The sequence below is a fragment of the Arthrobacter cheniae genome, assembly GCF_003602275.1.
GTDB lineage: Bacteria > Actinomycetota > Actinomycetes > Actinomycetales > Micrococcaceae > Arthrobacter_D > Arthrobacter_D cheniae.
This window is the reverse complement of record NZ_QZVT01000005.1, coordinates 222,060-234,837: the sequence shown is the minus strand read 5'-3', so window position 1 is coordinate 234,837 and position 12,778 is coordinate 222,060. Positions and strand designations below refer to the sequence as shown.

Sequence of the window (12,778 nt, the reverse complement as noted above, 5' to 3'; positions counted from 1 at the left end):
GAATCCGCTGGAGGAACCCACCGTCCGCAAGGGCGGCTGAGGTGGAAAAGCGCCACTGGTCTCCGAGTGATTCCGCACCCCCTTGACGGTGTGACCTCGGACGACATGACAACGACTTCCGGTCAGCCGCCGGGCGAAGGGCCCGCGGCCGGCCGACATACCGCCCTGGCGGGCGCTGGAATGTGGCCGGTGCCGCAGGGGTTTGGAGCGAGACCCATGGATCAGTCAGAACAGCAGGGAAACGAACAGAACGTGGCGGAAGCAGCCGCTCCCACCCAGGAACCCCAGGTGGCTGCCGCACCGGCGAAGGCGCCGAGGAAGCGCCGCACGGCGAGCGCGCCGGCGGGAGCACCACCGAAAGCGCCGGAACCAACCGCTGATAGCGACGCTGCTGCTGCACCCGTCCGGAAGAGGGCCACGCGCGCCCGCAAGCCCGTCGTCGTGACGGACGAGACCGCCCCAGCTACAGCCGGCACCACCGATGCGGCATCCGATGCTGCCCAGGCGGTTGTCGAACCGGGCACCGCATCCACGGCGGAAGCCGCCACCGGCGCAGCAGCAGCGCAGTCCACGACGGCACCCGCCGCCGTCCGCGCTCCCCGCACACGCCGGCGTGCTGCTTCGGCCGAGGCCGGGCCGGCCCGCGTCGTCGAGCCAACTCCGGTCGCGGCTGACGAGGTTCCCGTCGATTCCACCCCCGTCGCGAGCTCGACCACGGCGACGGACGCCCCGGCCGGCAGCGCCGATGCGTCCGCTGCGGCGGAGGAGAAGCCCGCTCGCGCACGCAGGACATCGAGCCGGAGCCGAACCCGCCGGGCGTCCGAGCCCGTCGAGACCTCGGGTACCGAGTCCCAGGATTCAGCCGGCACAGCAGGTCCCGTCCCCGCCGCGGCATCAACCGACCCCGGCGCACCGCCGTCGACGCCTGCCGCAGTGACGGCTCCGGCCGCGGACGCAGCTGACAAGGCCGCCCTGGAACCCGACGGAGAGGCCACGGACGAATCCGCGGAAGATTCTGCCGCAAACCGCTTCGACCCCTTCGCGATTCCTGAATCACCGCTCTCGCTGCTGTTCCAGGCTCCCGATCTCAGTACCGTCACCGTCCCGTCCGTGCGGGTCGCCGCACCGCAGGACGAGGCGACGGAAGAAGGGGAGACCGAGGATTCGGGTCCCCGTTCGCGCCGCAGCCGCCGCACGCGGAACCGCACCCGCGGCGAGGCCGGCCAGTCGGTCCAGGGCCAGTCGAACTCGAACCAGTCCGGCGACGCCGCGGCGTCCGGGGCGGACGACGCCGACGAGGGCTCGGGTACGAACGGCCCCGAGGATGCCGCAGGCGTGACGTCGCGCCGTCGGCGCCGGCGCCGCCGAGGCGACCAGGACCTCGAACTGACCGGTGGCGAGGACGACGATCCGCCCAACACGGTCACGCGAGTTCGGGCTCCCCGTCAGGCCAACGAGCCCGCCTCCGACGGCGTGACCAGCGTGCGCGGGTCCACGCGCCTCGAGGCGAAGAAGCAGCGCCGCCGCGAATCCCGGGACACGGGCCGGCGTCGGCAGGTCATCACCGAGGCCGAGTTCCTCGCGCGCCGCGAATCAGTGGACCGCCAGATGATCGTCCGCCAGAGCGACGACAGGATCCAGATCGGCGTGCTCGAGGACGGTATCCTCGCGGAGCATTTCGTCTCGAGGACACAGCAGGACTCCCTGATCGGGAACGTGTACGTCGGTAAGGTGCAGAACGTGCTCCCCAGCATGGAAGCGGCCTTCGTCGACATCGGACGCGGCCGCAACGCGGTCCTCTACGCCGGTGAGGTCAACTGGGACGCTGCGGGCCTCGACGGGCAGCCGCGTCGCATCGAGCTCGCGCTGAAGTCCGGTGATCCGGTCCTCGTGCAGGTCACCAAGGATCCCGTGGGACACAAGGGTGCCCGCCTGACCAGCCAGATCTCCCTGCCCGGGCGCTACCTCGTGTACGTCCCCGGCGGTTCCATGACGGGCATCTCCCGCAAGCTGCCCGATGTCGAGCGCAACCGCCTCAAGCGCATCCTCAAGGACCGCCTGCCCGAGAACGCCGGCGTGATCGTCCGCACCGCGGCCGAGGGCGCCAGCGAGGAGGAGCTGACGCACGACATCAACCGTCTTCGCGCTCAGTGGGAGGAGATCGAGCGGAAGGCCGGCTCGACCAAGACGCTGGCCCCCGAACTGCTCTACGGCGAGCCCGACCTCACCATCAAGGTGGTCCGGGATGTCTTCAACGAAGACTTCTCCAAGCTCGTCGTCTCGGGTGAGGACGCCTGGGACACCATCGAGGCCTACGTCATGTACGTGGCGCCCGATCTCGTGGGCAGGCTCGAGAAGTGGACCAGTGAGGAGGACATCTTCACGGCGTCGCGCATCGACGAGCAGATCTCCAAGGCCCTCGAACGCAAGGTCTTCCTGCCGTCGGGCGGTTCGCTCGTCATCGACCGGACCGAGGCCATGACCGTGGTCGACGTCAACACCGGCAAGTTCACCGGCAGCGGCGGAAACCTCGAGGAGACCGTCACCAAGAACAACCTCGAGGCAGCAGAGGAGGTCGTCCGCCAACTCCGACTCCGCGACATCGGTGGCATCATCGTGATCGACTTCATCGACATGGTGCTGGAAGCGAACCGCGACCTCGTCCTGCGTCGACTGGTCGAATGCCTCGGACGGGACAGGACCAAGCACCAGGTTGCCGAGGTGACCTCGCTGGGCCTCGTCCAGATGACGCGGAAGCGCATGGGCACCGGTCTGCTGGAGGTCTTCGGCGAGGACTGCGAGCACTGTGCCGGCCGTGGCGTCGTCACCCACATGGAGCCCGTGGAATTCCGCGGTTCCCCTCCCATGCCGGACAACCAGCAGCAGTCCCGCCAGGACAAGCTCTCGCGCAGCGAGCGCAAGCGGAACCGCGGCCGGGGTGGCCAGGAGCAGGACGACGTCGTGACCCCGCCTCCCGCGCCCGTGGCGGACAGCCCTGACCGCGTCGCGAAGGCGGAGGCTGCGCGTGCGGCCCTGGCGAGCATCGCGGCAGCGACCCATCATGCCCACGAGGAGCCGACAGATCATGCGGTAGCCCAGGCGGACATCCAGGTGACGGAAGCCGTGCTGACCATCAACGGTGAGACGGTCACGCTGCCCCGGGCGGAGAACCGCCGCCAGGTCGTGCAGGAGGAGGCGGAGGCACCGTCGTCGACCCGCCTGACGCTCGACAGCCTCAGCGAGGCATTCAATCGGAGGTCGGTCCCTGAATCCGGCTCCCATCCCGAGGATGCTGTTCAGCACCCCGCCGAGTCTGCAGGCACGGGGAATTCGAGGCCGGCGCAGGCCGCGGTGCAGAACGCGCCCGCGGCAGGACCGGTCGAGCCTCCGGTTCGCCGTCCGCGCCGTCGTGTCGCCCGCAGCGCACAGGGTGCGGCGGACACCGCCATCGAGACGCAGGGCACCGACAACGCCGCCGAACCGTCGGGCACGCGGCACGTGTCACGTGCCCAGGCGCCCGCCCGTACGCCCGACGCCTCCGCGGCCGAGCCACTGATCTTCGGCGTCGGAGTACCGGCCTCGGAGCTGTAGGGCTGCAGCCGTCGCACCGGCAGGTCCGGACACGACGGTCGGGAGGGCCGGAGTCCATCAGGGCTCCGGCCCTCCCGTGTGTGCGCCCCGTGCGCGGCCTCCACCCCGAGGGCGGCTGGGCTATGCTGGCCCGTGACACGGGGTGCCCTGCCGGATGCAGGGCTGAGATCAAACCCGTCGAACCTGATCTAGTGGGCGCGCTGCGCCTCAGGCCTAGCGGAGGGATGTCACACATGGAAGCTGCCCGAACATCGAGGAGCGCAGGCTCCAGGATCCCCAACATCCTCAGCGTCGCCGGATCGGACCCCAGCGGTGGGGCGGGTATCCAGGCGGATATCAAGAGCATCAGTGCCAACGGCGGCTATGCGTTGGCGGTCGTGACGGCCCTGACTGCCCAGAACACGCTCGGCGTCACGGGCGTGCACACGCCGCCCGTCGAGTTCCTGCGCCGGCAACTCGACGCCGTCTCGGACGACGTCGCGCTCGACGCCGTGAAGATCGGAATGCTCGGTAGCGCCGACGTCGCCCGCTGCGTCGCCCAGTGGCTCGACGACGTGCTCCCGGCCGTCGTCGTGCTCGATCCGGTGATGGTCGCCACCAGCGGCGCCCGACTGCTCGACGACGACGCGGTGCGGGCCGTCGTCGACCTGGCCGCCCGCGCGTCCCTCGTCACCCCCAACATCGCGGAGCTCGCCGTCCTCGTGGGCGCCGAGCCGGCGGCCTCCTGGCCCGAGGCCCTGCACCAGGGTGAGGTGCTGGCCGCGCTCCTCGGGACGCGCGTCCTCGTGAAGGGCGGGCACCTTCCCGGCGAACGTTGTCCCGACGCTCTCATCCCTGGTCCACAGGGGCCGGGTGAACCAGAGCAGACGGTCGTCGTCGACGGCCGGCGGGTGGACACGGAGAATGCGCACGGGACGGGATGCTCGCTCTCGTCCGCCATCGCCACGCGTTACGCGGTCACCTCCGACTGGTTGGAGGCCGTGCGTGAGGCGAAGTTCTGGCTCGAAGGTGCGCTCGAGTCCTCATGTTCCCTGGATGTGGGACGTGGCAGCGGCCCGGTCCACCACTTCCACTCGATGCCCGAGTCCCGCCATCACCAGCTCTTCACCGACCTCGCGTGGCGCGATACCGCCGCGGTTCGCAGGGACATCCTCGGCCTTCCCTTCGTCGCCGGGCTGACCGACGGCAGCCTGCGGCCTGCCGACTTCTCCTACTACCTGCAGCAGGACGCCCTGTACCTCCGGGAGTACTCCGGCGTCCTCGCCCGGACAGCGGCCCTTGCTCCCGCTGACGACGAGCGGCTGTTCTGGCTCCGGGCCGCGACGTCGTGCCTGGAGACCGAGGCGGAGCTGCACAGGACGTGGCTCACGAGGGAGGCCGGGACGCGTTTCGGCGAGGGTTCCGCGGATCCGGTCACGCGCGCGTACTGCGACCACCTCACGGCAACGGCCGCCCGGGGCTCCTATGCGGAGCTCGTGGCCGCCGTCCTTCCCTGCTTCTGGCTCTACGCCATGGTTGGGGACTACGTGCAGGAACAGGTGCGGGACGAAGGGGTGGAGCGTGGTCCCGACGGTGTCCATCCCTACGCACAGTGGATCGCCACCTACGCGGACCCTGGATTCGCCGAGGCGACCGCGCAGGCGAAGCGTGTCGCCGACCGCGCACACAGATGCGCTTCGCCCACCGAACGGGATGCGATGCTGAGGGCGTTCCACTGGTCCTCCGTCTACGAGCGGGACTTCTTCGACGCAGCCCGGTCCTCCCGGATGCAGGCCGGGTCGCTTCAGGCCGCGGATTTGCGGGAAGGCGCCGTCCTGCCGTAATCTGGATCTTCGGTGCATCCGCCTGTTAACCGGCATGTCCGGCGGCAACCGTACGGGGTTTCCCCTGAAGGATGTCCACCGGACACGAGCAGCCCCAGGGTTGCGGTGTTCTGGTCGCACAGAGCGGGTCCGGCACCATGAGCCTTCAACGGCTCGCCGCCGAGACGCACCCGAGTTTTTTCATCAGAAGTCAGATCGTCGAGAGAAGTGAGTTCCCAAGTGGTGTACGCGATTGTCCGCGCAGGCGGCCGCCAAGAAAAGGTTTCTGTAGGAGACCTCGTTACCCTTGACCGCGTCACCGGTAAGGCAGGAAGCACGTTCAAGCTTCCCGCCCTCCTTCTGGTTGACGGCGCCAAGATCACCTCCGCAGCGGAGGACCTCGAGAAGGTCGCCGTCACTGCCGAGATCATCGAGAATCTTCGTGGACCGAAGATTGTCATCCAGAAGTTCAAGAACAAGACCGGCTACAAGAAGCGCCAGGGTCACCGTTCGGAACTGACCCGCGTCAAAATCACAGGCATCGCGTAGTCCCTTCGGACTCGCGATCGGTCACGTACGAAACTTCAGCGAAGGCAGGCATAACTCATGGCACATAAGAAGGGCGCAAGCTCCACTCGTAACGGCCGCGATTCGAACGCACAGTACCTCGGCGTCAAGCGCTTCGGTGGCCAGGTCGTCAAGGCCGGCGAGATCATCGTCCGCCAGCGCGGTACCCACTTCCACCCGGGCGCCAATGTCGGCCGCGGCGGCGACGACACCCTGTTCGCACTCGAGGCAGGTGCCGTTGAATTCGGTACCCGTCGCGGTCGCAAGGTCGTCAACATCGTAGGCGCGGCAGCAGAGTAGTTCTGCCTGCGCAACAGTGCACCAAGCATTCGGGTGGGGTGAGTCTCTACGGCTCGCCCCACCTTCTTTTAAGCCGGTCAGACCCGGCACAGTGAAGCATTTGTAGAAGGAGACCAACGTGGCGAGCTTCGTTGACCGCGTAGTCCTGCACGTATCCGGAGGCACTGGTGGCCACGGCTGCGTCTCCGTCCATCGCGAGAAGTTCAAGCCCCTCGGCGGGCCCGACGGCGGTAACGGCGGCGACGGCGGCGATGTCATCCTTCGCGTCGACCACCAGACCACGACGCTCCTCGACTTCCACCACGCGCCCCACCGGCATGCTACGAACGGCGGCAACGGGATGGGTGACTGGCGCGGCGGCAAGAGTGGCGAGACCCTGATCCTGTCCGTCCCGGACGGCACCGTCGTCAAGACCAAGGACGGCGAGGTCCTGGCCGACCTCGTTGGCGAGGGCACCGAATTCGTGGCCGCCGCCGGCGGTCAGGGAGGGCTCGGCAATGCTGCGCTGTCCTCCGCGAAGCGCAAGGCTCCCGGCTTCGCCCTCCTCGGCATTCCCGGGGACGAGCGCGACGTCGTCCTGGAACTCAAGTCCATCGCGGACATCGCCCTCGTCGGGTTCCCGTCTGCAGGCAAGTCCAGCCTCATCGCTGCCATGTCAGCGGCGCGGCCGAAGATCGCCGACTACCCCTTCACCACGCTCGTGCCCAACCTCGGCGTCGTCGAGGCCGGGTCCACCCGCTTCACGATTGCCGACGTCCCGGGCCTCATCGAAGGCGCCAGCGAGGGTAAGGGTCTCGGGCACCACTTCCTGCGCCACGTCGAGCGCTGCGCGGCCCTCGTGCACGTCCTCGACTGTGCAGCGCTGGAGGCGGACCGCGACCCGCTGAACGACCTGGCCATTATCGAGCGCGAGCTCGAGAAGTATGCCGTGGACATGAGCTTCGCGGGACCGGACGGCGACGTCATTCCGCTCAACGAGCGGCCCCGCCTGATCGCACTGAACAAGGTGGACGTCCCCGACGGCAAGGACATGGCGGGCTTCGTCCGTCCCGAGCTCGAGTCCCGCGGCTACCGCGTGTTCGAGGTGTCGGCGTCCAGCCACGAGGGCCTCCGTCAACTCGGATTCGCCATGGCGGAGATCGTCGAGGATGCCCGCAGGGCGGTAGCGACGGCACCGCCCGTGGTGGCGCCCCCCGTGCTGCGTCCGCGCGGCGTCAACGCTGCCTCCTTCCGCATCCGCAACGAGGAGAAGGACGCACTGCCGCTCTACCGCGTACTCGGCGAGAAGCCCGAGCGCTGGGTCAAGCAGACCGACTTCACCAATGACGAGGCCGTGGGCTACCTCGCCGACCGCCTCGCCAAGCTCGGTGTCGAGGAGCAGCTGTTCAAGTCGGGCGCGAAACCCGGCGACACCGTGGTGATCGGCGAGGGCGACGGCGTCGTCTTCGACTGGGAGCCCACGATGATGGGCGGCGCCGAGCTGCTGGCAGGTCCACGCGGCAGCGACCTGCGCCTCGCGGAGTACATCCGGCCGACGCGCGAGCAGAAGCGTGAGGAGTACCAGGAGCGCAAGGACGCCAAGGCTGCTGCCCGGGCGGACCTCGAAGCGGACCGCAAGGCCGGTGTCTGGACCGAGTCGGTGCAGGACCGCAAGAAGCACGTGTCGGCAGGTTCGCCGGGTGACGCCGAAGATCAAGAGTCAAGGAATCAATGACTGCAGCTGAAACCCTGACGAACCGCTCGGGCCTCGCAACGGCCAGGCGCATAGTCGTCAAAGTGGGATCGTCCTCCCTGACGTCGGTGTCCGGCGGTATCTCCGAGGAGGCACTGACACGACTGTCGACCGTCCTCGCCCATCGGAGGAACGCCGGAACCGAGATCATCCTGGTTTCCTCCGGCGCGATTGCAGCCGGACTGGCGCCGCTCGGCCTGCTGCGGCGGCCGACCCAGCTCTCCTCGCAGCAGGCGGCCGCGAGCGTGGGTCAGGGACTCCTCATGGCTCGCTACACCGAGGCTTTCGGCGCCCACGGTGTCACGGTGAGCCAGGTGCTGCTGACGGTCGAAGACCTCATCCGCCGCACCCACTATGCCAACGCCCACCGTGCCATGGAGCGCCTCCTGAATTTCGGCGTCGTGCCCATCGTCAACGAGAACGACACAGTGGCAAGCCATGAGATCCGGTTCGGCGACAACGACCGCCTCGCCGCCCTCGTCGCGCACCTCGTGAAGGCCGACGCCCTGATCCTGCTCTCCGACGTCGACGCACTGTACGACGGACCGCCCAAGGATGGTGCGCTACGGATTCCCGAGGTGAGATCGCCGGCGGACCTCGAGGACGTCACCATCGGCAGCCCGGGCAAGGCCGGTGTAGGCACAGGCGGCATGGCCACGAAGGTCGAAGCCGCGACCATCGCCGCGAGCTCGGGGATCCCGGCGCTCGTCACGTCGACGGCCAACGCGGCAGCAGCCCTGGCGGGCGACGATGTCGGAACCTGGTTCAGCTCGACGGGCAGGCGGCAACCCATCCGGCTGCTCTGGCTCGCTCATCTAGCTCGGATTCACGGGAGCCTCGTCCTCGACGACGGCGCCGCCCGGGCCGTGGGTGAAGGTGGCCGGTCGCTCCTGCCGGCCGGGATCGATCGGATCTCCGGAACGTTCGAGGCGGGTGACCCCGTGGAGATGGTGGACCGCACCGGGCGCGTGGTGGCCCGCGGACTCGTGAACTACAGCTCGGTCGAACTTCCCCGCATGCTGGGGCGGTCCACCGGCGACATCGCCCGGGAGTTCGGCTCGGAATACGAACGCTCGATCGTCCACGTCAATGACCTGGTGGTCCTCTAGCAATCGTCAGCTGCACTCTCACATGCCGGACAACAGTGGGGTGCGTCGCGGTAGCTCGCTAAACTCGCAGGATGACTGATTTAGTGACAGGGGATGCCCCGGACACCGATGCCGCAGCCGCAGCCGCAGCCGCCAGAGCCAGTGACCTCACGGCTGCAATTCACGACATCACCGACCGATCCCGGTCGGCCGCCCGGGTGATCGGCGGGGCGAACCGCTCCCGCAAGGACCGCGTGCTCCAGGCCGTCGCCGTCGCCCTGGTCCAGCGGCAGGGTGCCATCCTCGAGGCGAATGCCCGTGATATAGCCGCAGGACGCGCCAACAACACCTCCGCCTACATTCTGGACCGCCTCACGCTTACTCCCGAGCGGATGCAGGGCCTGGCCACGGCGCTCGAAGAGCTGGCGGCGTTGCCTGATCCGGTCGGCTCGGCGGTGCGTGCCCAGACGCTTCCCAACGGAATCCGCATGCGTCAGATCCGGGTACCGCTGGGAGTTGTGGCAGCCATCTACGAGGCGCGTCCCAACGTGACGATCGATATCGCCGGCCTCGCAGTCAAGAGCGGCAACGCCGTGATCCTCCGGGGCGGCAATGCCGCAAACCACACCAATGCCGCCCTGATCGGGATCCTCCGTGACACCCTCATCGAGCACGGCTTCCCGGCAGACGTGGTGCAGACCATCGACCCGTTCGGCAGAAGGGGTGCCACAGCTCTCATGAAAGCCCGGGGCCGGGTTGACGTGCTGATTCCACGCGGCGGGCGGGACCTCATCCAGACAGTGGTCAGTCACGCGACAGTACCGGTCATCGAGACGGGGGAGGGGAACGTCCACATCTTCCTCGACGAATCGGCTGACGAGGACATGGCCGTCGACATCCTGCTCAATGCGAAGACCCAGCGGCCGAGCGTCTGCAACACGGTGGAAACCCTACTCATCCACAGTGGAGCCAAAGCCGCACCGGAGGTGTTGCGAGCCCTTTCCGAGGCTGGAGTGCACCTTCACGTCGACAAGCGGACCGCTCAGCTGCTGCCGAAGGGTGCTTCCATGCAGCTGGCCACCGACGACGACTGGGGCGAGGAGTACATGGCGCTGGACCTTGCGGTGGCAACGGTGGATTCCGTGGACGAGGCGCTCGCACACATCCGGCGCTGGAGTACGGGCCACAGCGAAGCAATCATCACCAACAACCTCAGGAACGCGGAAGCCTTCGTTGCCGGTGTCGACTCGGCCGCGGTCCTCGTGAACGCCTCGACCCGCTTCGTCGACGGCGGGGAGCTGGGCCTCGGAGCCGAAGTCGGCATCTCCACCCAGAAGATGCACGCCCGCGGACCCATGGGGCTTACTGAACTCACCACCACGAAGTGGATCCTGAACGGTGACGGGCAGATCCGCCGCTGACGGCTCCTGCCCCTCCGGGGAACCCGCTGCCCCTGTACGCGTACCATTGGGGTAACGCCCACGCCGGCCGGACTGGTCCGGCCGGATCCGACCTGATTGAGGACACACGATGCTCTACTCCCTCGGCAGCGCACTGCTGGCGACCGAAGCCCTGGAACAGCACACCGAACTGCCGATGCCCGCCATCGCATACGGGCTGATCGCCATGGGCATCCTCCTCACCCTCATGCTCGTCACGGTCTCCTTCTCGAACGTCCGCAACCGCCACGAGGCCGTCGAGGAACACCTCGACCCCCACAAGCAGCACGCCAACAACCACGATCACGGCGAAGCGAACCGGCACTAGCCGTACAGGTCAAAAGTGGACAGCATCGAGCGGGACGTCATGGGTGGTCCGCGGCAACGGCATCGTGACGGTTCGCCCTGGCGCCTCGGAGTCATGGGCGGCACCTTCGACCCCATCCATCATGGCCACCTCGTGGCGGCCAGCGAGGTCGCCTCGGTGTTCGACCTGGACGAAGTGGTGTTCGTCCCGACCGGGCAGCCGTGGCAGAAGGCGGACAAGGACGTCACGGCCGCCGAGCACCGCTACCTCATGACGGTGATCGCGACGGCGTCGAACCCCAGCTTCACCGTCAGCCGCGTCGACATCGATCGGCCGGGACCCACCTTCACCATCGACACACTGCGCGACCTCAAGGTGGAGCGGCCCGAAGCGCAGCTCTTTTTCATCACCGGTGCTGACGCCATGTCCCAGATCCTGACATGGAAGAACGCCGAGGAGCTGTGGTCCCTCGCCCACTTCATCGGAGTGACACGGCCGGGCCACGAGCTCAACGGCCGCGGACGGGATGTCAGTCTGCTGGAGGTGCCGGCCATGGCGATCTCGAGCACGGACTGCCGACGTCGGGTCGGGGAAGACAAACCCGTCTGGTATCTCGTGCCCGACGGAGTGGTGCAGTACATCGCGAAGCACCGGCTCTACCGGCGAAGAACCGACCTCGAGGGCGAACTGTCCCTGGGGATGAACAACGAGGAAGTCTTTCCAGCGAAAGGAAAGCACGGGGGTAACCCCAGCTCCGTACAACAACCAACTGGGTGAATCAGCGATGAGCAAGACGACAGACGCCACACGGGTCTCCGGGTCCCACGAGGCGGACCGAACGGACGCCGGGGTCTCGGACTCGGCCGGTAACGGCGGTTCGGGACCTGTCGACGGCGAATTGGACGGTCCGGCGACAGGGCCGGTAGTCCGGCGGAGCAGGCGCGCAGCGGAGGCCCCTGTCGACGCCGTGCCCGAGCCGGATCACGAGCGCCAGTCACAGGCACGGGCCCGCGACCGCGAGGCGCTGAGGGCGTACCGCGCCCTCGCCGAGAGCCAGGCCGTTCGGATCGACGACGGAGCCCGTGTCGAGACGCCTACGCGACGCCAGTTGAGGCTCCAGCAAGTCCAGGGGCGCGCGATCGCTCCCGGGACGCTGTCCGAAGCCTCCGTCGATGGTTCATCACGTGATCCGCTTCCCGGAGGTCGCAGGGACCGGCGGCACCGGACTACGCCTACTCCGACCGTGGTGGATTCGTCGTCGGGCGGGCCGGGCCGAGCGGACCCCAACGCCGGTGATCTCCGCGGTGCTGTCGATGTCACGAGCATCGAGGAAGCAGTCGCTGCCCGGCAATTACTCGTCGATGATGCTCGGAAGCTCGCCGTGCGGATGCAGGGCGAGGGGAACGACGATCCCTTCGTCGTCGACCCCGACGTGCTGGCGCAGCAGAAGGCGCTTGCCGAGCGCGCTGCCATCCTCAACTCCCGCGCGCGCAGGATGCAGGAGCTGTCGGAGCAGAACCAGCAGCGCATACCGGCGTCGAATGACCCGGCGGCGGCCCACAACCTGTCGATCATCGCTCCGCCGGAGTTCATCCGGGTGCCGGGCGGCGCGCAGGCCGTCCTGCGGGCACCGACCACCTCGCACATCCCTGTGGTGATCCCGAGACCCAGGCAGGTGGTGGCGGAGACGAAAACGCCCTCGGACCAGGGCGGCAACGGTTCCGACCTGCTCGTCCAGGCGCAGCCGTCTGCGGAGGCAGCGCCCATCGGGGCGAGCAGCGCGTTCGGCCTCGAGCCGCTCGATGCGATGACGGCTGGGCTCGGAAGAATGCGCCGACTGCGCTATATCCAGTACTCGTTGGTCGGTGTGGGCGCAGCCGCGCTCCTAACTGGGATAATAATGACTGTCAGCTCCCTCAATGGGTGAAAATGCTGACCACACACAAGGAGAT

10 protein-coding genes and 1 riboswitch are annotated in these 12,778 nt (G+C 68.0%); all 10 genes read left to right on the top strand.

Features of this window, described 5'->3' with window-relative positions; translation table 11 throughout:
• Window positions 1-216 precede the first annotated feature (216 nt).
• The 10 genes from D6T63_RS11415 (at window position 217) to D6T63_RS11370 (ending at window position 12,753) form a co-directional block, all read left to right on the top strand.
• The gene (locus D6T63_RS11415; RefSeq protein WP_120149159.1) at window positions 217-3,591 is read left to right on the top strand and encodes an Rne/Rng family ribonuclease; all 3,375 of its coding nucleotides are present in this window, start codon (window positions 217-219) and stop codon (window positions 3,589-3,591) included.
• A gap of 128 nt (window positions 3,592-3,719) precedes the next feature.
• Window positions 3,720-3,833, top strand: a riboswitch (TPP riboswitch).
• The gene (thiD, locus tag D6T63_RS11410) at window positions 3,825-5,414 is read left to right on the top strand and encodes a bifunctional hydroxymethylpyrimidine kinase/phosphomethylpyrimidine kinase (RefSeq protein ID WP_120149158.1); all 1,590 of its coding nucleotides are present in this window, start codon (window positions 3,825-3,827) and stop codon (window positions 5,412-5,414) included. Its footprint overlaps the riboswitch before it by 9 nt.
• Before the next feature lie 219 nt (window positions 5,415-5,633).
• Window positions 5,634-5,942, top strand: coding sequence for a 50S ribosomal protein L21 (gene rplU / locus D6T63_RS11405; RefSeq protein WP_120149157.1), 309 nt, complete (start codon window positions 5,634-5,636; stop codon window positions 5,940-5,942).
• A 57-nt stretch (window positions 5,943-5,999) separates the two neighbouring features.
• Window positions 6,000-6,260, top strand: a complete 261-nt coding sequence (gene rpmA / locus D6T63_RS11400) for a 50S ribosomal protein L27 (RefSeq protein ID WP_028280075.1) — start codon at window positions 6,000-6,002, stop codon at window positions 6,258-6,260.
• A 118-nt stretch (window positions 6,261-6,378) separates the two neighbouring features.
• Complete coding sequence (obgE, locus tag D6T63_RS11395) at window positions 6,379-7,974, top strand: GTPase ObgE (protein ID WP_120149156.1); 1,596 nt, start codon at window positions 6,379-6,381, stop codon at window positions 7,972-7,974.
• Window positions 7,971-9,101 (top strand): glutamate 5-kinase, encoded by a 1,131-nt coding sequence (proB, locus tag D6T63_RS11390; protein ID WP_120149155.1) that lies wholly within the window; start codon window positions 7,971-7,973, stop codon window positions 9,099-9,101. The genes obgE and proB overlap by 4 nt, the downstream gene beginning before the upstream one ends.
• 71 nt (window positions 9,102-9,172) lie before the next feature.
• Window positions 9,173-10,501, top strand: a complete 1,329-nt coding sequence (locus D6T63_RS11385; protein WP_120149154.1) for a glutamate-5-semialdehyde dehydrogenase — start codon at window positions 9,173-9,175, stop codon at window positions 10,499-10,501.
• 109 nt (window positions 10,502-10,610) lie between these two features.
• Window positions 10,611-10,847, top strand: a complete 237-nt coding sequence (locus tag D6T63_RS11380) for a hypothetical protein (RefSeq protein ID WP_120149153.1) — start codon at window positions 10,611-10,613, stop codon at window positions 10,845-10,847.
• Between the two features lie 93 nt (window positions 10,848-10,940).
• The gene (nadD, locus tag D6T63_RS11375) at window positions 10,941-11,603 is read left to right on the top strand and encodes a nicotinate-nucleotide adenylyltransferase (RefSeq protein ID WP_120149285.1); all 663 of its coding nucleotides are present in this window, start codon (window positions 10,941-10,943) and stop codon (window positions 11,601-11,603) included.
• Between the two features lie 7 nt (window positions 11,604-11,610).
• A complete protein-coding gene (locus tag D6T63_RS11370) occupies window positions 11,611-12,753 on the top strand; it encodes a hypothetical protein (protein ID WP_120149152.1) in 1,143 nt (380 codons plus the stop codon).
• Window positions 12,754-12,778: the final 25 nt, after the last annotated feature.

Coding starts and splice junctions, on each gene's coding strand:
- nadD (WP_120149285.1), top strand. CDS start 10,941: ATGGGCGGCACCTTCGACCCCATCCATCATGGCCACCTCGTGGCGGCC.
- thiD (WP_120149158.1), top strand. CDS start 3,825: ATGGAAGCTGCCCGAACATCGAGGAGCGCAGGCTCCAGGATCCCCAAC.
- D6T63_RS11385 (WP_120149154.1), top strand. CDS start 9,173: ATGACTGATTTAGTGACAGGGGATGCCCCGGACACCGATGCCGCAGCC.
- proB (WP_120149155.1), top strand. CDS start 7,971: ATGACTGCAGCTGAAACCCTGACGAACCGCTCGGGCCTCGCAACGGCC.
- rpmA (WP_028280075.1), top strand. CDS start 6,000: ATGGCACATAAGAAGGGCGCAAGCTCCACTCGTAACGGCCGCGATTCG.
- D6T63_RS11415 (WP_120149159.1), top strand. CDS start 217: ATGGATCAGTCAGAACAGCAGGGAAACGAACAGAACGTGGCGGAAGCA.
- D6T63_RS11370 (WP_120149152.1), top strand. CDS start 11,611: ATGAGCAAGACGACAGACGCCACACGGGTCTCCGGGTCCCACGAGGCG.
- D6T63_RS11380 (WP_120149153.1), top strand. CDS start 10,611: ATGCTCTACTCCCTCGGCAGCGCACTGCTGGCGACCGAAGCCCTGGAA.